The sequence below is a fragment of the Burkholderia sp. AU33423 genome, from assembly GCF_002223135.1.
GTDB classification, from domain to species: Bacteria; Pseudomonadota; Gammaproteobacteria; order Burkholderiales; family Burkholderiaceae; genus Burkholderia; species Burkholderia lata_D.
The window spans coordinates 104,488-124,271 of record NZ_NKFH01000007.1 but is presented as its reverse complement, the minus strand read 5'-3'; the positions used below and the strand labels follow the sequence as shown (position 1 = coordinate 124,271).

At 68.3% G+C, this 19,784-nt stretch carries 18 protein-coding genes; 10 read left to right on the top strand and 8 right to left on the bottom strand.

Going from position 1 to position 19,784, the window contains the following annotated elements:
* Window positions 1–14: 14 nt before the first annotated feature.
* The 4 genes from CFB50_RS18875 to CFB50_RS18860 all read left to right on the top strand — a co-directional run bounded on the left by CFB50_RS18875 (window position 15) and on the right by CFB50_RS18860 (window position 4,701).
* Complete coding sequence (locus CFB50_RS18875; RefSeq protein ID WP_235986605.1) at window positions 15–404, top strand: hypothetical protein; 390 nt, start codon at window positions 15–17, stop codon at window positions 402–404.
* 110 nt (window positions 405–514) lie between these two features.
* Window positions 515–2,899, top strand: a complete 2,385-nt coding sequence (locus tag CFB50_RS18870; protein ID WP_089446860.1) for a DNA polymerase II — start codon at window positions 515–517, stop codon at window positions 2,897–2,899.
* An 87-nt stretch (window positions 2,900–2,986) separates the two neighbouring features.
* On the top strand, window positions 2,987–4,102 hold the full coding sequence (locus CFB50_RS18865) for a J domain-containing protein (RefSeq protein WP_089446859.1): 1,116 nt from the start codon (window positions 2,987–2,989) through the stop codon (window positions 4,100–4,102).
* A 275-nt stretch (window positions 4,103–4,377) separates the two neighbouring features.
* The gene (locus tag CFB50_RS18860) at window positions 4,378–4,701 is read left to right on the top strand and encodes a DUF4148 domain-containing protein (protein ID WP_089446858.1); all 324 of its coding nucleotides are present in this window, start codon (window positions 4,378–4,380) and stop codon (window positions 4,699–4,701) included.
* Window positions 4,702–4,802: 101 nt separating this feature from the next.
* Here the strand turns inward: CFB50_RS18860 and CFB50_RS18855 are convergent, their stop codons facing one another.
* Together CFB50_RS18855 and plcR are read right to left on the bottom strand one after the other, a co-directional pair.
* Window positions 4,803–6,179 (bottom strand): pectin acetylesterase-family hydrolase, encoded by a 1,377-nt coding sequence (locus tag CFB50_RS18855; RefSeq protein ID WP_089446857.1) that lies wholly within the window; start codon window positions 6,177–6,179, stop codon window positions 4,803–4,805.
* A 67-nt stretch (window positions 6,180–6,246) separates the two neighbouring features.
* Entirely contained in the window at window positions 6,247–6,960 is a 714-nt protein-coding gene (gene plcR, locus CFB50_RS18850; RefSeq protein WP_089446856.1) for a phospholipase C accessory protein PlcR, read from the bottom strand.
* A gap of 429 nt (window positions 6,961–7,389) precedes the next feature.
* Here plcR and CFB50_RS18845 point away from each other — a divergent pair, with 429 nt between their 5' ends.
* The 5 genes from CFB50_RS18845 (at window position 7,390) to CFB50_RS18825 (ending at window position 13,747) form a co-directional block, all read left to right on the top strand.
* The gene (locus CFB50_RS18845; RefSeq protein ID WP_089446855.1) at window positions 7,390–8,616 is read left to right on the top strand and encodes an amino acid deaminase/aldolase; all 1,227 of its coding nucleotides are present in this window, start codon (window positions 7,390–7,392) and stop codon (window positions 8,614–8,616) included.
* A 75-nt stretch (window positions 8,617–8,691) separates the two neighbouring features.
* Window positions 8,692–10,104 (top strand): D-arabinono-1,4-lactone oxidase, encoded by a 1,413-nt coding sequence (locus CFB50_RS18840; protein ID WP_089446854.1) that lies wholly within the window; start codon window positions 8,692–8,694, stop codon window positions 10,102–10,104.
* Window positions 10,101–11,291, top strand: coding sequence for an MFS transporter (locus tag CFB50_RS18835; protein WP_089446853.1), 1,191 nt, complete (start codon window positions 10,101–10,103; stop codon window positions 11,289–11,291). The genes CFB50_RS18840 and CFB50_RS18835 overlap by 4 nt, the downstream gene beginning before the upstream one ends.
* 136 nt (window positions 11,292–11,427) lie before the next feature.
* Entirely contained in the window at window positions 11,428–12,624 is a 1,197-nt protein-coding gene (locus CFB50_RS18830) for a porin (protein ID WP_089446852.1), read from the top strand.
* 100 nt (window positions 12,625–12,724) lie between these two features.
* Entirely contained in the window at window positions 12,725–13,747 is a 1,023-nt protein-coding gene (locus CFB50_RS18825; RefSeq protein WP_089446851.1) for an AraC family transcriptional regulator, read from the top strand.
* 78 nt (window positions 13,748–13,825) lie between these two features.
* On the opposite strand, the gene CFB50_RS18820 is transcribed toward CFB50_RS18825, so the two are convergent.
* The 6 genes from CFB50_RS18820 to CFB50_RS18795 all read right to left on the bottom strand — a co-directional run bounded on the left by CFB50_RS18820 (window position 13,826) and on the right by CFB50_RS18795 (window position 19,400).
* Entirely contained in the window at window positions 13,826–14,731 is a 906-nt protein-coding gene (locus CFB50_RS18820; protein WP_089446850.1) for a LysR family transcriptional regulator, read from the bottom strand.
* A gap of 76 nt (window positions 14,732–14,807) precedes the next feature.
* Window positions 14,808–16,052, bottom strand: coding sequence for an acyl-CoA dehydrogenase family protein (locus CFB50_RS18815; RefSeq protein WP_089446849.1), 1,245 nt, complete (start codon window positions 16,050–16,052; stop codon window positions 14,808–14,810).
* A 33-nt stretch (window positions 16,053–16,085) separates the two neighbouring features.
* The gene (locus tag CFB50_RS18810; RefSeq protein ID WP_089446848.1) at window positions 16,086–16,844 is read right to left on the bottom strand and encodes an SDR family NAD(P)-dependent oxidoreductase; all 759 of its coding nucleotides are present in this window, start codon (window positions 16,842–16,844) and stop codon (window positions 16,086–16,088) included.
* A 7-nt stretch (window positions 16,845–16,851) separates the two neighbouring features.
* On the bottom strand, window positions 16,852–17,616 hold the full coding sequence (locus tag CFB50_RS18805) for an SDR family oxidoreductase (RefSeq protein ID WP_089448361.1): 765 nt from the start codon (window positions 17,614–17,616) through the stop codon (window positions 16,852–16,854).
* Window positions 17,617–17,674: 58 nt separating this feature from the next.
* On the bottom strand, window positions 17,675–18,706 hold the full coding sequence (locus tag CFB50_RS18800) for a phosphotransferase (RefSeq protein WP_089446847.1): 1,032 nt from the start codon (window positions 18,704–18,706) through the stop codon (window positions 17,675–17,677).
* A gap of 19 nt (window positions 18,707–18,725) precedes the next feature.
* Complete coding sequence (locus CFB50_RS18795; RefSeq protein ID WP_089446846.1) at window positions 18,726–19,400, bottom strand: histidine phosphatase family protein; 675 nt, start codon at window positions 19,398–19,400, stop codon at window positions 18,726–18,728.
* A gap of 208 nt (window positions 19,401–19,608) precedes the next feature.
* Between CFB50_RS18795 and CFB50_RS18790 the strand changes: the two genes are divergently transcribed.
* Window positions 19,609–19,764, top strand: coding sequence for a DUF3309 family protein (locus CFB50_RS18790; protein WP_089446845.1), 156 nt, complete (start codon window positions 19,609–19,611; stop codon window positions 19,762–19,764).
* Window positions 19,765–19,784 lie beyond the last annotated feature (20 nt).

Genomic DNA, 19,784 nt, shown 5'->3' with positions numbered 1-19,784 from the left:
CGAGCACCGTCAGCATGCCGCTCGTGCTGAACATGCGCACGCGCGACCGGTACGTCGAGCTGATTGGCGGCCATCCGTTCGAGAATGACTCGCACAACCTCGACAGGATGCCGTTCGAAGCAACCGCCACCAGCGGCGACGACGCGGAGCGCGGCTTCTCGCTCGACAGCGCGATTCGCGGCCCGCTGCGCACACAGGGCGGCGACAAGCGCATGCTCAGGCCCGACGACCGCTTCCTCGCACAATCGCTCGTCGTGTTCTGCGTGGCCGAATCGCTGCGGTTCGACAGGATGCGCGAGATCGTCGGCCAGCCGCGCAGCCGGTTGTCCCCGGCCGACCGGCAAGCGTCCGCGCGCGTCGACCTCGTCGGGTTCGGTCCATCGCGCCGGGCATGCGGGTACTGATGCGGTCGTCGTGATGCGGTGACGTCGCGACGCGCTCGCGGCCGGCGCCTGCGGATCCCCCGCCCAAGCGCTAAAATCCGCCGCCTGAGCATCCACCACGAGCAAGCGTTTTGACGGCGTTCGAGCAGGGTTTCATCCTCACCCGCCACTGGCGGGACACCGCCTCCGGCATCGAGATCGAGTTCTGGCTGGCAACCGAACACGGTCCGCGCCGCGTACGGTTGCGCCCGCAGGAAGCCGTCGCGTTCATTCCGGCCGAACAGCAGGCGCTCGCCGAACGCGCGCTGGCCGGCGAGCGCGAGGCCGAGTTGCGCCCGCTCGCGCTGCGCGACTTCCGGCAGCGTCCGGTCGTCGGCCTCTATTGCAAGCGCTATCGCCATCTGTCCGGGCTGCAGAAGCGTCTCGCGGCAGCCGGCGTCGACGTCTACGAAGCCGACGTGCAGCCGCCCGACCGCTACGCGATGGAGCGCTTCATCACGGCCTGCGTGCAGTTTCGCGGGCAGCCCGGCCCCGACGGCACGCTGGCCGGCGCCGAGCTGAAAGCCGCGACCGGCTATCGCCCGGCGCTGCGCTGCGTGTCGCTCGACATCGAAACCAGCGTGCACGGCGAGCTGTACTCGATCGCGCTCGAAGGCTGCGGGCAACGGCAGGTCTACATGCTCGGCCCGGCGAATGGGGACGGCAGTGACGAAGCAAACGCCATCGACTTCCGCCTCGACTACTGCGACAGCCGGCCCGCGATGCTCGCGCGGCTCAACGAATGGTTCGACGAACACGATCCCGATGCGGTGATCGGCTGGAACCTCGTGCAGTTCGACCTGCGCATCCTGCATGCCCATTCGGAGCAATACGGCATCCCGCTGAAGCTCGGCCGCGGCGGCAGCGTGCTCGACTGGCGCGCGCACGGCCAGCAGCCCGACCACTTCTTCGCGGGCGCGGCAGGCCGGCTGATCCTCGACGGCATCGACATGCTGAAATCCGCGACGTGGACGTTCCCGTCGTTCAGCCTCGAATACGTGTCCCAGGCGCTGCTCGGCGAAGGCAAGTCGATCGACAACCCGTACCAGCGGATGGACGAGATCCAGCGCCGCTTCGATCACGACAAGCCGGCGCTCGCGCGCTACAACCTGAAGGACTGCGAGCTCGTCACGCGCATTTTCGACGAGGCCGACCTGCTGTCCTTCGCGCTCGAACGCGCGAGCGTGACGGGCCTCGCGGCCGATCGCACCGGCGGGTCGGTCGCGGCCTTCACGCATCTGTACCTGCCGCGCATGCACCGGCTCGGCTATGTCGCGCCGAACCTCGGCGACGTGACGGGGCAGAACAGCCCCGGCGGCTTCGTGATGGATTCGCGCCCCGGGCTGTACGACTCGGTGCTCGTGTTCGACTACAAGAGCCTCTATCCGTCGATCATCCGCACGTTCCTGATCGATCCGGTCGGGCTGATCGAAGGGCTCGCGAATCCCGGCGACGACGCATCGGTGCCCGGCTTTCTCGGCGCACGTTTCTCGCGTACCGCGCACTGCCTGCCCGATATCGTGCGCCGCGTGTGGGAAGGCCGCGACGATGCGAAGCGGCAGCGCAACGCGCCGCTGTCGCAGGCGCTGAAGATCATCATGAATTCGTTCTACGGCGTGCTCGGCTCGACGGGCTGCCGCTTCTTCGACCCGCGCCTCGCGTCGTCGATCACGATGCGCGGGCACGAGATCATGCACCGCACGCGCGAGCTGATCGAAGCGCAGGGTTACGAAGTGATCTACGGCGATACCGATTCGACGTTCGTGTGGCTCGGCCGCGCGCACGACGACGACGAAGCCGGCGCCAAGGGCCGCGCACTCGTCGAGCATGTGAACCGCTGGTGGCAGGCGCACCTGCGCGAGACCTTCGGGCTCGAGAGCGCGCTGGAGCTGCAATACGAGCGGCACTACCGCCGCTTCCTGATGCCGACCGTGCGCGGCGCGGAAGAAGGCAGCAAGAAGCGCTATGCAGGCCTCGCGGCGGCGGCTGACGGCGGCGAGGACCTCGTCTTCAAGGGGCTCGAAACGGTGCGCACCGACTGGACGCCGCTCGCGCAGCAGTTCCAGCGCGAGTTGTACCGGCGCGTGTTCAGCCGCGAGCCGTACCAGGATTTCATCCGCGACACCGTGCGGCGCACGCTGGCCGGCGAATTCGACGACCAGCTCGTCTACCGCAAACGCGTGCGCCGGCCGCTGCGCGAGTATGAGCGCAACGTGCCGCCGCACGTGCGCGCAGCGCGGATCGCCGACGAGTTCAACCAGGCACAGGGCCGGCCGCTGCAGTATCAGCGCGGCGGCTGGATCAGCTACGTGATGACGACGGCCGGCCCCGAGCCGCTCGAAACGATGCGTTCGCCGATCGACTACGCGTTCTACCTGAGCCGCCAGCTTCAACCCGTCGCCGATGCAATCCTGCCGTTCCTGCGCGACGACTTCGAGCGCGTGATCTCCGGGCAGGGGCAGTTGTTCCAGGAGTAGCCGCGCCCTGTCGGGCAAGGGGGACACGGCGGGCCGGTTAAAATACCGCGCTGCTGCGCGTCCTGCCGCAGCCGAAGGAGATTCATCATGACCGCACGTCGCGGAACAGCGGTCGCCATCGCGCCCGGCCACGAGGCAGCCAGCCTGTCGAAAGCCCAGAAAGCATTCAATACGCTCGTCCAGCAGATCGAGAAGCGGCGCGAGCGGCTCGGCGCGTGGGAAGCCGCGATGCCGGCCTTCCAGAAGAAATTCGTCGACGAGCTGTTGCCGCTCGAACAGACGTCGACCGCGCTGCGAATCCGGTTGCTCAATCAGCTCGACGACGCGTATCTGCAGAAAGGCTTGAGCAAGGCCGAGCAGCACACCCTGTCCGGGATGATCGCCAACATGGCGCGCGACTTGCTCGACTTCAGCGACGACGCGCAGTTGAAGGCCATCCACGCCCGGCACAGCGGGGCCGATCACGGCGACAACGCAGCAGCCGAGCCGGGGCCGGAACCGAAGTCGGAATCGACGCCTGGCGTGGCAACGGAAGACGATCTCGACGCGCTGTCGCCCGAAGAGCTCATGGCGCGCATGCAGGCCGAACTGGACGCGCAGTTCGAGCGGGACATGGCCGAGCACGCGGCCCGCGAGGCACAGCGTGCCAAGCGCAAGAAAGCGCCCCGGCAATCGGCCGCGCTGGCGAAGCGCGAAGCCGAGCAGGCCGAAGCGAGCCGGTCGATCCGCGAGGTCTACCGGAAGCTGGCGAGCGCGCTGCACCCCGATCGCGAGACCGACCCCCAGGAACAGGAACGCAAGACCGTGTTGATGCAGCGGGTCAACCACGCTTACGCGAACGGCAAGCTCCTGCAACTGCTGGAGCTGCAGCTGGAGATCGAACAGATCGACCGGCACGCGATCAACGGCCTCGGCGAAGACCGGCTCGCGCGCTACAACGGCATCCTGGAAGATCAGCTTCGCGAGCTGGACCAGGAGATCCAGGACGTCGAGACCGGATTCCGGCGGACTTACGGGATCGCGCCGTCGGTCAAGGTCGCGCCCGATACCATCATGCGCATGCTCACGCGCGACATCGCGGGCACGCAGCGCAGCATCCACGATCTGAACCTGACGCTGCGCGAGTTCGACGATCCGGCGAACGTCAAGGAATGGCTGAAGGACATGAAGCGCCAGCAGGCATTCCCGCGTTTCGACGACTAGCCGTGCCGGGCAGGCATGCGTCTGCCCGCCGAACATCGAGTGCGTAGCCGGTCTGACGGAACAGCTGCGTGCCCCGCATCGATCGGCATTCCTCGCAAATCAACCCACCCCAAACGTGGCACCAAGGACGCCGTATTTCATCCACTGTCACGGATTCAGGAACACAGCTGGACAGGAATCGGCATTTATCCGGCCGATCCGGGTTCCTAAACTTGTCTCGTCGGTTCAGCCAGCCACCATCGCGCCGAACCGCAACAAAACCGTCTGAGGAAACCGTGAAATCCATCATCGTCACCATCGCCACCGTCGCCGCTACCGCCACCACCCTCCTCGCCGCACCGACCGTGTCGTACGCGCAGTCGTCGCACTCGACGCTCACGCGTGCGCAGGTGCGCCAGGAATTGTTCGACCTCGAATCGGTCGGCTACGAGCCGATCGCCGGTGATGGCGACAACTATCCGGGCGACATCGTCGCCGCACAGGAACGCCTGGCCGCCAAGCGGCTGGCCGAGCGCAAGAGCGCCGAGGCGGCCTACGGGTCGAACGGTGCGCCTCGCACGGATTCGGGCGCGCCGGCGGTTGCGGTGGTGAAGCCCTGACGCCGTAACGCACGGCCACGCATCGACGCAGGCGGGCGGCCACGACATCCGGCCGCCACGCTGCGCCGCGGTCGCCCGCTCGGGCGAACCGCCGCTTCGCGTCACGCCCGGTGCCCCGAGATCGGCCCCGCTTCGCCGGTCAGGTTGAAGATGCTGTCGATCCACGCCAGAAACGTCGAGAACGTGAAATCCGACCACTGCTGCGTGCGGAACGCCTTCATCACCGGCGTGTCGGCCGGGTCCTGCTGGTTCAGCAGGTTGTCGACGAAGGTGCCGATATCCGCGTCGACGCCGTGCTCGTGGATCCCCGACCCGGTAAAGCTGACCGCCGTCACCTGGTGGTTGGCGATGAAGTCGTTGCGTGCCCACGGCATGAAGTAGCCGAAGTTCGGCAACGGGTTCAGCGTCTGCCTCAGCCCGTCCAGTTCCTGGGCGAACATCGCAAGCGACAGCGAATCCTTCGTCGCATCGTCGGGCGCCGCGATCACGGCCGGCACGAACGCGCGATAGTGATACGCGGCGATGATCTTGTCGCGCTGGTAGCTCGAGAAGCCGAAGCGGTCGTGCGGGAATGTCGCCGACAGCGCCGCATACGCGCTCCCCATGTTGCCCGGATCGAAATGGCTGGTCAGCCGGCTGTTCACGGTGATCATTCCGTCGGGGCCCGTCATCCCCCACTCGGTGCGCACGCGGTCGTACAGGCCGACCGACGGATGGGTGGCCGCGTCCGCGTCGAACGGCGTGTTGAACACGGTACCGGCGTCGTCGAGCAGCGAACTATGCGCCTGCGGCTGCAACGTGTTGCGCAGCGTCGCGTAGTTCGCGAGCGTGCCGTAGCCGCCCGCGCTCATCCCGTACACGAGCAGACGGTTCGGCTTGCCGAAGCCGTGCGACGTCAGCCACTGCGCGACGGCCTGGATGTTCTTCAGCCCGCTGTAGTGCTGCAGCCGCCAGTCGCCGCTCGGCGACGTGTAGTTGCGCACCGCGCTGCCCATGTGGATATCTCCGGTGCAATAGGGCACGAAAACCTGTGTCCACTGCTGCGTCTCGACCTTCGGTTCGCCGACCAGAATATGCGCGAGATCCATCCGCGTGAGCAGCGGCGACAGGAACGACGACAACAGGCTCTCGTTCGCGGTGCCGTTCATGTAGTTGTGCGGGATGCCGTCCGGGTTGAAGCCGCCAAGGCCGGCCTCGGCGCCGGTCGACGTCTGCGTGCAGGTGCCGTAGTCCCAGCACGCGCCGCCCGGTTCCATCATGTACAGCAGGTTGTCCGACTGCGCGCGATTGACGTAGAAGCGCATCGGCGTGCCGTTGCCGCACGATGCACCGGTGCTCTCCGGCAAGGTCACTTCGTACCACGAATAATACGGAATCGACGGATCCGGCATCGTCGTATCAGCGGCGTGGCCGTTCAGTGCCGCGCAACCGAGCAACGTGGCAACGGCCGCGCGCAGCAGGCTTCGTGCTGTGGACATCTCCCCCTCCTTGTCGATGGACATGGCGCGGCCGCCGGGCTCAAGCCCGGCGTCGCGGATTCGGCGCTCAGTGCACGCCGGACGATGAAGCGCCGTCGAACAGCTGGACCCGCAACGCCTGCAGGCGCTGCGCGATGACGGCTTGTTGCCGGTCGGGATCGGGAATGCTCGCCTGAACCTGCCGGACGACGTCGCGGCTCTGCTGTTCGTACGAGAGATAGCGCGGGTCCTGCGCCGGCGACGGACCGACCGTCTGCTGCGCATAGGTGTCCCATTGCGCACGCATCGACCGGATCGCCGCGCTGCGCGTCGCGGGATCGGCTTCGGTGTCGGTGAGCAGCGCCGCGCTCAGCGCCTCCGCCTGCACCGGCACGATCTCGTTGCGCGCGACATGGCCGGGGAGTTCGTCGAGAATCCGGCGCGCGAGTGCGGCGCGCTCGGCTTGCGGCATGCTGTTGCGGCGATTCCCATACGCGGCAACCTCGTCGCGAAAGCGCGCGAACGCGACGATGCGCTTCACTTCGGCATCCGCATCGGGGCGCCCCGCGAGGCTGCGGCGCAGCGCGTCGACGTCGAGCCGCCGCTCCTCGGGGCCGGGCGTCGCGGCGCCGGTGCCGAACGTATCGGCCGCGTCCGGCTGCGCGCTCGCCGTCGTGGTCGTTGCGTCGGACGACGCGGCGTGCGCCGGTGTCGCCGCCTCATATCGCCAGACTGCAACGACGGTCACGCCGATCGCCGCGATCGCGCCCGTGCGCCGCCAGAGTGCCCTGTTCTTCTTCACGTCGCCTCCTCGTCACGTCATGCCGTTCTTCGCCGGTGCATCCGCGAGTAGGTTCTAGGTCGAATCCGGCATCCCGTCAAAAGCGGCACTAGAACGCAGGCACTAAACCTGCTCGCGGCGGCCACGTCCCCAAGACGTTTGAAACGCATTTCGTGGTCGTTCGGCCAAGCGCGCCATGTCGCGCGCCACGCCCGTCCGGCGGCGGTTCGAGCCAACACTCGCCATGTGCGTCGCGACACCAAGCAAGCAGTGATCCAGCCGCGCGCAGCACGCGGGCCATGCATCGGCGTGACCGATACGGATGGCCGGATAAGACCCGTCGAACGACCCGCTGAGCGCTTGGTCGTCATTTTGGCCAGCCCTATGCTGGTTTCCGACACGCGCCGAACGGTCGGCGCGACGCCCACCCCACCCAGCCGAGCCCGTTCCATGAGCCGTGCAGACCTTCCGCATCGCGCACCCACCGCCGTCCACGACTATCCGACCTATCGCGACGCGCTCGCGGGCCGCCGGCTACCTGCCGCATTCGTCGACCTCGACTGCCTCGACGCGAACCTCGCCGACCTGAAGCGCCGCGCACGCGGCCTGCCGATCCGGCTCGCGACGAAGTCGGTGCGCTCGCGCGAACTGATCGGCGCGGTGCTCGCCGCCGGCCCCTTCATGCAGGGGCTGCTGTGCTACTCGGCCGCGGAAGCCGCGTGGCTCGCGGACGGCGGGTTCGACGACATCGTCGTCGCGTATCCGACCGTCGAGCCCGCCGACCTGCGCGCGGTGGCCGCGCAGCTCAGGCGCGGCCGCTCGATCACGCTGATGGTCGACGACGCCGCGCAGGTCGACGCGATCGACCACGTTGCCCACGACGAACGCGTGACGATCCCGCTCGCGATCGATCTCGACATGTCGTCCGCATATCCGGGCCTGTACTTCGGCATGTACCGCTCGCCGGTGCGCGACGCGGCCGGCGCACTCGCGCTCGCGAACCGCATCGCCGAGCGACGGCACGTACGGCTCGACGGGTTGATGGGCTACGAAGGACAGATCGCCGGCGTGGCCGACACGGAGCCTGGCAGCGGCGCACGCAACGCGCTGGTGCGTCACCTGAAGCGCCGCTCGGCGCGCGAGATCAACGCGCGCCGCCAGGCGGCCGTGCAGGCGCTCGCGGCGGCAGGCCTCACGTTGCGCTTCGTGAACGGCGGCGGCACCGGCAGTATCGAGAGCACGCTCGGCGACGCGTCGGTCACCGAGCTTGCGGCCGGCTCCGGCCTCTACGCGCCCGCGCTGTTCGATCACTACGCGGCGTTTCATGCGCAGCCGGCCGCCGGTTTCGCGCTGCCGGTCGTGCGGATTCCGCGGCCGGGCATCGTGACCTGTTCGGGCGGCGGCTATATCGCATCGGGCCCGGCCGGCAAGAGCCGCCTGCCGCGGCCGTGGCTGCCGGCCGGCTGCACGCTGATCGACAACGAAGGCGCGGGCGAAGTGCAGACGCCCGTGCGCGTGCCGCGCGGCGTCGCGCCGGCGATCGGCGATCCGATCCTGTTCCGCCATGCGAAGGCCGGCGAACTGTGCGAGCGCTTCAACACGCTGCTGCTGATCCGCGGCGGCCGCGTGGTCGGCGAGGCGCCCACCTATCGCGGCGAAGGCAAGAGCTTTTTCTAGCGGGCCGCGCGGCCCGTCGTTCAAAACCCGTCAACCCGTTCAACCTGTTCAAACGACAACCACGGAGACAATGCCATGTGGCGCAACTGGTCGGGATATGTCTGCAGTCCTGATGCAACCGTGTCGACGCCTGCGTCGGCCGCCGGGCTCGCGGCCGTGCTGCGCGACGCGGCGGCCGCCGGCGCCACCGTGCGCGCGGCCGGCGCCGGTCATTCGTTCTCGCCGCTCGTGCAGACCGACGACGTGATCCTGTCGCTCGACGCGATGCAGGGCGTGATCGACGTCGACCGCGACCGGCGCGTCGCGCGCGTGCATGCCGGCACGCGGCTGTGGGCGCTGGGCCCGGCGCTCGCCGCGCACGGCCTCGCGATGGAGAACCTCGGCGACATCAACGTGCAGTCGATCGCCGGCGCGACCAGCACCGGCACGCACGGCACGGGCATCACGCTCGGCAACCTGTCGACGCAGATCGACAGCCTGACTTTCATGTGCGCGGACGGCAGCGAAATCCGCGCGAGCGCCGACACGCATCCCGACCTGTTCGCGGGCGGCCGGATCGGGCTCGGCGCGCTCGGCGTGCTGACGGAGATCGGCCTGCGCCTCGTGCCCGCGTTCAAGCTGCGCCTCGAGCGCGGCGGCATGCGGCTCGACGACTGCCTCGCGCAAGCGGATGCGCTGATCGCGAAGCATCGCTCGTTCGAGTTCTACTGGTTCCCGCATACGGACACCGTGCTGACCAAGGCCTGGGACATGACCGACGAGCCGGCCGACGCGGTGCACTGGGCGCGCCGTGCGTCCGAGTCGTTCCTCGAGAACACGGTGTTCGGCGCGCTGTGCGGGCTCGGCCGGCGCGTGCCGTCGCTGTGCCCGGCGCTGAGCCGGCTGTGCGCATCGACCGTGTCGGCCGGCCGCCACGTGGATGCAAGCTACGCGATGCTGTCGACGGTGCGGCGCGTGCGCTTCAACGAAATGGAATGGTCGGTGCCGGCCGAACGCGGTGCCGATGCGCTGCGCGAGATCCGCGCGTTCATCGCGCGCCGCAGCTTCCCGCTGATGTTCCCGATCGAATACCGCTGGGTGCGCGGCGACGACATCTGGCTGAGCCCCGACTACGGCCGCGACAGCGTGCGCATCTCGGTGCACCAGTATCGCGGGATGCCGTTCGACGCGTACTTCTCGGGCGTGCAGGCAATCTGCCGCAATCACGGCGGGCGGCCGCACTGGGGCAAGGTGCATGCGATGAAGGCCGTCGAGCTTGCGGCGTGCTATCCGCACTGGGACGATTTCCTCGCGCTGCGCGAACGGATGGACCCGCATGGCCGCTTCCTGACGCCGTACCTGCGCACGCTGTTCGGCCTGCCGCAACACGCAGGCGCAAGCGTCGCTTCAACCGCGCGCGCCACGCCGGCCCGCCGAGGGACACACCCGATGCACGAAACGGCCGGCATCGCACACGATCGACCGCGATCCAACCAGGAGGCTTCATGAGCACCGCCACCCTGCATGCCGCCGCGCAGTCGCGCCCCGATCCGTCGACCGGCGCCGTCGTCCGCCTTGCGCTCGCGTTCGCGGCGGCCACCAACGGCCTGATCCTGTCGCCGTTCCTCGTCGCGGCCGTGATGACGCGCTTCCGGCTCGACGAAGGCACCGCGACCGCGCTCGTCAGCGCCGAGATCCTCGGCATCGCGATCAGTTGCGCACTGCTGTCGCACCAGATCGCGCGCGCCGCGCGGCCGTTCACGCTGGCCGGCCTGGTCGGCACGATCGCCGGGCAGGCGCTCAGCGCGGTCGCGCCCGGCATCGCGTCCGCGGCGCTCGCGCGCGGGATGACGGGACTGTTCGAAGGGATGCTGTTCGTCGTCGTCGCGTCCGGCGTGTCGCAGCGCGCGTCGACCGACCGCCTGTGGGGGCAAATCAACCTGCTCGCGGGCGTCATCAACGGCGGCATCCTCGTGCTGATCTCCGCCTTGCCGGCCGGCTGGCTCGGGCACGGGGTGTTCGCGCTGCTGGCGGCCGTCGTCGCCGTGCTGGCGCCCGCGATCCGCGGCATCGACGCGTTCGCGAGCGCACCCGCGCAGACCCACGTGCGCGCCGGCACGCTGCCGTGGCGGCCGGTGATCGCGATCTGGGTCGTGACGGCACTGGTGTACGGCGTGCAGGCGTCGCAATGGGCGATCGCCGGCTTCGTCGGCGAGCGTGCCGGGCTGTCGCCGACGACGATCGGCGTGCTGCTGTCGGTGTCGTCGCTGCTCGGCTTCGTCGGCGCGGCGATTCCGTCGCATCCGGCCAGCCACCCGCACCGCCTCGCGCTGATCTGGGCCGCGCAGCTCGCGATGATCGCGTCGATCGAATGGTTCTTCAGCGCGCGCGGCGGCAGCGCGTACTTCCTGAGCCAGTTCGTGCTGAACAGCGCGTTCTTCGTGATCGTGCCGTTCCTCACCGGGATGCTGTCCGACGTCGACCCGGACGGATCGCTGGTCGCGCGCACGCTCGTCGTCACGTTCTTCGCGGCGGGCATCGGCACCGCGCTGTCGGGTGCGCTGCTCGGCCGCTTCGGCGGCTCGCGCGTCGCCCACGTGCTGTGCGTGGCCGTGCTGGCGGCCGCCCCGTTCGTGCGGCTCGCGCTGCGCCGCGCGGCGCCCGGTGCGATGGCGCGCGCGTCGCCGTCGCCCTGACCGCGGTGCGCCATGGCGTGGCCGCGACGCACCACGCGAATGGCCGCCGCAGCCTTGGCCCATGCAAATTTGGCTTTCACCATTCGTTTCCGGCGGTACGAGCCGCCGTCCCCATGTCGATGCGGAGTCCATAAAAATGAATCGCCACGAATGCGTTCGCGCCGCGTGCAGCGCGATGTTGGTCCTGGCCGGTACCGGCGCGCACGCGCAAAGCAACGTGACGCTGTATGGCGTGATCGATGCGGGCATCCGCTACGAAACGCACGGCGTGTCCTACGGCGCCGACGGTGCGCCAGTGTCGACGGGCCGCAAGATCTCGATGGCGGACGGCGGCGGCCTGACGGAAAGCTACTGGGGCCTCAAGGGGCAGGAGGATCTCGGCGGCGGGCTGTCCGCGCAGTTCAACGTGGAAAGTCACTTCGGCCCGAACAGCGGCGCGATCGTGCCGGCCGGCTCGCCGAACTTCTTCGAGGTCGCGTACGTGGGGCTGACGTCGACGTCGCTCGGCCAGCTCGCGCTCGGCCGCCAGTACAACGTGCCGTTCGAGATGGTGTCGCTGACCTACGGCTCGAACCTGTGGGCCGGCGCGCAGGACCCGTACTTCAACCTGTTCAAGCCCGAGCAGACGATGCTCGCCGGCTCGCGCACCAGCAACATGATCCAGTACGGCGCGCAGCTCGGCGGCCTGTACCTGCTCGCGCAGTACGCGCCGGGCGGCCATGCGGGCGGCGGCGTGCTCGGCGGCCAGGCCGGCGCGGCGGTCGCCTACGCGCCGGACAAGGGGCCGTTCACGGTCGGCGCGTCGTTCATGCGCAGCTGGGACGACGTCACGCACGCGAAATTCGACATCTATGGCGGTGGCGGCTCGATCACGCTCGGCAACGCGACCGTCAACGCCGGCTATATCGAGAACGCGCGCGACAACGACTTCACGTCGTTCGCGAACGGCCCGTTCAGCCCGACCGATCTCGCCGCGCTCGGCATCATCTCGCCCGCGCAGGTGGTCGATCCGTCGACGCCCGGCGGGTTCCGGCGCCGCAAGATGGCGCTCGCGGGGCTGACCTACCGGTTCACGTCGGCGTTCACGGCCGCCGTCAACGCGTGGTGGACCACGCAGTCGGGCTACACGCCGGACTTCGACGGCCGCGCGCGCCAGTTCCAGGTGATCGCCGGCTACAGCCTGTCGAAGCGCAGCATGCTCTACGCGGAAGTCGACTACGCGATCTATCGCGGCGGCCTGGTCGGCGCGCAGCTGGTCGGCGTGAACGGGCAGTCGCCGAGCACGAGCACCACGCAGCTCGGCGCGACGGTCGGCCTGCGCCACTACTTTTGACGCAGAGCCGCGCGGGATGTGGGCAATCGCGGCCGGGGCGGCACCGGGTTTCCGGCCGGGCGGGACGAGTACAATCCATGGAAAAAAATACGGAGCATCCATGGACGAACCCGACCGTTATACGACGGCGAATCTGCCGGTCCATTTGTTGCGGTGCCTCGCGGAGACAAGCAAGGAACTGGGCATCGACCCCACGCGGCTGTGCCTCGGGCTCGGCTTCGACGTCGCGGACCTGTCGAATCCGTCGTGCCGGATTTCCTTGCGCCAGGCGAGCACGATGATCCGCCGCGCGCTCGAGATGGCGCCGGGGCGGGCGCTCGGCCTCGAACTCGGCACGAGCGAGACGATCGCGTCGATCGGCCTGGTCGGCTACGCGATGCTGACGAGCCCGACGCTGAAGGAAGCGATCGCGGTCGGGATGGCACTGCAGCGCCACACGGGGCCGCTGTTGCGCTTCGACGTGACGTCGGATGCACGCACGCTGTCGATCCGCGCGACCAACGTCTTCCTCGAACCCGACATCGAGGCGTTCCTCGTCGAGGAAGCGTTCGGCAGCTTCATGAAGATCGGGCGCTCGCTCGTCGGCCCCGCGTTCCAGCCGAAGGTCGTCGATCTCAGCTACCCGCCGCCGGCCTATGCGGAACAATACGCGCGCGTGTTCCCGTGCCCGGTACGGTTCGAGCAGGAGCAGAACCTGTTCTCATGCGACGCCGCGCTCGGCAACCGCCCAATCGCGACCCACGATCCGCTCGCGCATCGCCAGGCACTCGAATTCCTGCAGGACGCGTTGCCGCCCGAACCCGAAGGCACCGAATTTCTCGAATCGATCGAACGGATCATGCGGCGCGACCTGCGGCATGCGCCGTCGCTCGCGGCGATCGCCGCGCAACTGTGCATGAGCGAGCGCACACTCCGGCGACGGCTCGCCGATCAGGGCGTGTCGTATCAGACGGTGATCGACACGATTCGCAGGAAGCGCGCGTTCACGCTGCTGAGCAACCCGCGATTGTCGATCGAGGACGTCGCACACGAAGTCGGGTTCAGCGACGCGCACAACTTCCGGCGCGCGTTCAAGCGGTGGACGGGGCACGGGCCGAGAGAGGGGCAGCGCACGGCGCCGTGACGGGCGCGCATTCGACCGGGACGGGCGGTGGCACGGCACCGCTGCCGCATCGCCCCATTGGCGTGCCCCGCACACGCATCACTGCGCGTCGCCGATCCCGCCCATCAGCCTCACCAGTTGCTCGCGCAGCCACCGGCTGCCCTGGTCCTGATCGGCGCTGCGGTGCCAGTAGCAGAAGTATTCGAGGCCCGGCATCTCGAACGGTAGTTCGAGAATGCGCGCCGGATAGCGCTGCAGCAGCCGCAGCGGCGCCGTCAGCGCGAGATCGCCGCGCATCGCGATCAGCGGCGCGACCATGTAGTGCTGCACGCGCATCTGGATGGTGCGGCGCAGCCCGAGGCGCGTCAGCTCCGCGTCGACGTGCCCGCTGCCCTTGCGGCGGCTCGACACGTGGATGTGCCCCATTGCAAGGTAGTCGTCCATGGTGAGCGTGTCGCCCTTGAACGGGTGATCGTTGCGGATCATGCACGCATAGCGGTCGCGCACGAGCAGCGCCTGGTGCAGGTGCGGATCGCCGATCAGCGGTGCGTCGATCGCGATGTCGACGGAGCCGTTCGCGAGCGCGGTCGCGACTTCGCGGCGATCCATCGTGTAGCTGCGCACGTGCATGCCGGGCGCATGCGTCTGCAGCAGTTCGCCGAGCGCGGGCAACAGCAGCGCCTCGGTCAGGTCGCTCATGCTCATCCGGAACACGCGCGTCGACGACGCCGGATCGAACACGTCGCCTTCGTGCGCGCTCGAATCGAGCAACTGCATCGCCTCGCGCACGCGGCCGACGATGTTCTCGGCCAGCGGCGTCGGCATCATCCCGGCCGGCGTGCTGACGAACAGCGGATCGTTCAGGGTCTTGCGCAGCCGCGCCAGCGCGTTGCTGACGGCCGGCTGCGTGAGGTTCAGCACCTCGGCCGCGCGCGTCAGGTTGCGCTTGGTGTAGATCGCGTCGAATACGACGAACAGGTTCAGGTCAATCTTCGAAAGGCGCATCGCCGGTTCTCCTTGCCGGCATCTTACGGCGTGCGCCTCCCGTTCGTCCACGGCCCTGCGCATCGTGGCGCGGCGCTCAGCCGCGCGGCGGCGGCGTCAGGTACGCGGCCGTCGAACCCGGCTCGCCGTCCTTGATTTCCATTCGCGCGATCGCCTGCAGATGCACCTCGTCCGGGCCGTCGGCGAAGCGCAGCGCGCGACCCCAGGTCCAGTGGTCGGCGAGCGGCGTATCGGGGCTCAACCCCGCCGCGCCGAACACCTGCATCGCACGGTCGCACACGTCCGTATAGACGGTCGGCACCAGCGCCTTGATCATCGAGATTTCCTTGCGGGCAGCCTTCGCGCCGACCTTGTCGATCATCCACGCGGCCTTCAGCACCAGCAAACGCGCCTGCTCGATCTCGATGCGCGAGCGTGCGATCCATTCGCCAACCGTGCCGTGCTTGTTCAGCGGCTTGCCGAACGCGACGCGCGACTGCGCGCGGTCGACCATCAGCTCCAGCGCAAGCTCGGCCGCGCCGATCGAGCGCATGCAGTGGTGGATGCGGCCCGGCCCGAGGCGGGCCTGCGCGAGCGCGAAGCCGCTGCCTTCCTCGCCGAGCAGGTTGCTCGCCGGCACGCGCACATTGTCGAACGTGATCTCGCAATGCCCTTCCGGCGCGTAGTGATTGACCACCGTGATGTTGCGCACGATCGTCACGCCCGGCGTGTCGCGCGGCACGAGGATCATGCTCTGCTGCTGGTGCGACGCGGCCTCGGGATCGGTCTTGCCCATCACGATGAGGATCCTGCAGTTCGGATGCGCGGCGTTCGTGATGAACCACTTGCGGCCGTTGATCACGTACTCGTTGCCCACGCGCTCGATGCGCGTCGTGATGTTCGTCGCATCCGACGATGCCACGTCGGGCTCCGTCATCGCGAATGCCGAGCGGATCTCGCCGCGCAACAGCGGCTTCAGCCACTGTTCGCGCTGCTCGGGCGTCGCGAACATGTGCAGCAGCTCCATGTTGCCGGTGTCCGGCGCGTTGCAGTTGAACACTTCCGACGCCCAGCCCACGCGCCCCATGATCTCGGCGAGCGGCGCGTATTCGAGGTTCGTCAGGCCCATGCCGGGCTCGTCGTCCTTCAGGTGCGGCAGGAACAGGTTCCACAACCCTTCCGCCTTCGCGCGTTCCTTCAGTTCCTCCATGAACGACACGGGATACTGGCCCGCGTGCACTTCCTCGTTCCACTGGCGAATGCGCGGCACGATGTGCGCGTCCATGAATGCGCGCACGCGGCTGCGCAGTTCTTCCACTTTCGGGGTGTAGCCAAAGTCCATGATCGACTCCTCGATTCCGTTCGTTCGGTTCGGTCAGAAGGCCGAGACACCGCCGTCGACGGCGACGGCCTGCCCGGTCAGATAAGTGTTTTCCTTCGCGCACAGCGTCAGCATCGTCGCGACGATTTCCTCGGGCCGGCCGAGCCGCTTCATCGGCGAGCCCTGCGCGAGAAAGTCCTGGCGGTCGCCGATGTCGCTGTCGGTGACCATCGGCGTCGTGCTGTAGAACGGGCACACCGCATTCACGCGAATGCCGTGGCGCGCGTATTCGATGGCCGCCGTCTTCGTGAGCCCGACCACCGCATGCTTGGACGCCGCGTAGGCCGCCAGCTTCGGCGCGCCGCCGAGCCCGGCCATCGACGCGACGTTCAGGATCACGCCTGCGCGCTGCGCGAGCATCTGGCGGATCTGGTGCTTCATCCCGAAGAACACGCCCTTCGCGTTCACCGCGAAACTCAGGTCGAGATCGGCTTCGTCCGTATCGATCACCGCCTTCATCGGCGGTGCGATGCCCGCGTTGTTGATGCCGACGTCGAGCCGGCCGAAACGCTCGGCCGCCGCCTGCACCAGCGCGGCCACCTCCGCCTCGACGCGCACGTCGCAGCGCTGCGCGATCACGTCGGCGCCGGCCGCGCGCAGCGGCGCGGCCACGCGTTCGAGCGCTTCGCCGTTCAGGTCGCCGAGCGCGACGCGCGCGCCCATCGCGGCCAGCTCGCTCGCGAGCAACGCGCCGAAACCGCTCGCGGCGCCGGTGATCATCACGGCTTGCCCGGCATAGCTGTCGATCTTCATCGCGCGCTCAGATCGTCAGGCCGCCGTCGACGACGATGCATTCGCCGTTCGTGTAGCTCGCCGCGTCCGACACGAGATACAGCACCGTGCCGGCCATTTCGCGCGGCTCCGCATGGCGGCGCAGCGGGATCTTCCCCATCCAGGTCTCGTAGATGTCCTTGTCGGCGAACAGCGCACCCGCGAACTTCGTCTTCGTGAGACCCGGCAGCAACGCGTTCACGCGGATGCCGAGCGGCCCGCATTCCTTCGCGAACGCCTTCGTCATGTTGACGACCGCCGCCTTCGTGATCGAGTAGATGCCCTGCCGGTCGCCCGGCTGCAGCGCGTTCACCGACGCGGTGTTCACGATCGCGCCGCCGCCATGCGTCTTCATCAGCTTGCCGGCCTCGACCGACATGAAGAAGTAGCCGCGGATGTTCACGTCGACCGTCTTCTCGTACGCGGCGAGATCGGTATCGAGGATGTGCCCGAAATACGGGTTCGCGGCCGCGTTGTTCACGAGGATGTCGAGGCGGCCGTGCTTGCCGCGAATGTGCTCGAACGTCGCGGCGATATCTTCGAGCCGCCCGACGTGGCAGGCCAGCGCCTCGGCGCGGCCGCCTGCCGCGACGATCTCGTCGGCCACGGCCTGACAGTCGTCGCGCTTGCGGCTCGACACGATCACGTGCGCGCCCTGCTCCGCGAGCAGTTTCGCGATTTCCTCGCCGATGCCGCGGCTCGCGCCCGTCACCAGGGCGATCTTGCCCGTCAGGTCGAACAGATTCGTTGCCATGTTGCTGTGCTCCTCCATTGATGTGGTGTCCTGCCGCTGCCCGGTGAAACCGGCCGCTTCAGCGATGCGCGTCGATCACGCCGACGGCCAGCTCGGCGAGCCGCCCGGCCATCGCGCCGACGCGCAGCGCCTGCTCGCTCGACGCATTGCCCTGCAGCGCGCGCGCCTTCACGCCCTGCGCGATCGACGCGAGCCGGAAGAAACTGAACGCGAGGTAGAAGTGCCAGTCGCGGATCGGCTCGATGCCGCGCAGTTCGCAATAGCGCGCGACGATCGCCGCTTCGTCCGGCACGCCGAGTTCGGCGCGATCCTGGCCCGCGAGCCCGCGCACCTGCCCGCCGGACGGCAGCCGCAGGCACATGCAGAGATACGCGAGATCGGCGAGCGGATTGCCGAGCGTCGACAGCTCCCAGTCGAGCACGGCCTGCACGCGATAGCTGTCGCGCGCGAACATCAGGTTGTCGATCCGGAAATCGCCATGCACCAGCGTCGGCCGGCCCGTGTCGGCAGGGCACGCCTTCGGCAGCCAGTCGATCAGCGTTTCCATCGCGTCGAGGCGCTCGGTTTCCGCCGCGCGGTACTGCTTCGTCCACACGCCGATCTGGCGCTCGAAGTAATTGCCGGGGCGGCCGTAGTCGGCGAGGCCCACCGCATCGACATCGACGTCGTGCAACGCGGCCATCGTCTGCAGCAGTGCGTCGTAGCATGCCGCGCGATCGGCCTTCGGCAGTTCCGGCAGTGCGGGATCCCAGAAGATCCGGCCGTCCTCGTAGCTCATCACGTAGAACAGGCTGCCGATCACGTCGCGGTCTTCGCAGAGGTGATACGGACGCGCGACCGGCACCGCAGTGCCCGACAGCGCGCTCAGCACGCGGAATTCGCGGTCGACCGCATGGGCGGACTTCAGCAGTTCGCCCGGCGGCTGGCGGCGCAGCACGTAGCGGCCGCTCTTCGCGTGCAGCAGGAAAGTCGGATTCGACTGGCCGCCGGCAAACTTCTCCGTGTCGACCGGGCCTTCGAAGCCCGGCACGTGCGCTTCCAGATAGCGCGTGAGGCGGGCTACGTCGAGTTGCTGGGTAGGGTTCGTCATCGTCGCGATCGTTCGTGGGTCAGCCGTAGGTTCGCAGCGCGTGTCGTTCGGGATCCTCCAGATGCGGGATGCCGTTGAACGACGCGAGGTGGAACGCATCGGCATTGAAGAAAAACTGCGAAAGACTGCTGTTGCGGATCTGCAGGTTCAGCGCGATCGCGCTCGACGGCGGGGCGGCCAGCACCTGCTGCACGGTGACCGCGATCGGGCCGCCGGAGCTCACCGCCAGCACGCGCTGGCCGCCGCCGTGGCGGATCGCCGCGCGGGCCTCGGCCACGCGCTGCTGGAAGTGTGCCCAGGTCTCGGGGGCCGACTCGCCGAGCTTGTCTTCCGACCAGAGCTGCAGCACCTGCCGGAGCGCGCGGAAATGCTCCTTCATCGAGCCGGCCGCGAGGCGGGCGATGTCGGGGTAGTCGTGCGCGGCGGCCGCGAACAGACCGTGGAAGTCGTATTCGTTCAGGCCCGGGTGGCGGTCGACGGGCGCGCCTTCCCGGCCCATCCCGCGCAGGATCGCGTCGACCGTCTGCGCGTGGCGGTTCAGCGTGCCGCAGATCACGCGGTCGAATGTGAGCGCTTGCTGCGCGAAGTATTCGCCGAGCCAGACGCCCTGCCGCTCGCCCGCCGCGGACAACCGGTCGTAGTCGTCCGTGCCGAAGGACGCCTGCCCATGCCGTACCAGAAAAAGTTCAGCCATCGCATGCCCGCCAGATCAGAAGGATTCAGCATAGGGGGCAGGGACGCATTTTTAAACTTTATTTTCTGAATCCGGGGGTATTCATTTTGTGAATTCACTCCGCTCCGGACCTTGCCGCTGTTCGGCGCGCGCCGTCGCGGCACGCGCATTGCTCCCATCGCCCTCGGCGGGAGAACCGCAAAGTCAAATCCGTTCCAGGAGGGGTGCGATGCTCGGTACTATCCTAATCATCATTCTGATTCTCCTACTCATCGGTGCATTTCCTGCATGGCCCCACAGCCGAAGTTGGGGCTATTGGCCGTCGGGCACCGTCGGGCTGGTCGTCCTCATCGTCGTGATACTGGTGCTGCTCGGCCAGATCTGAGGCAACAGCGCGCCAGCCGG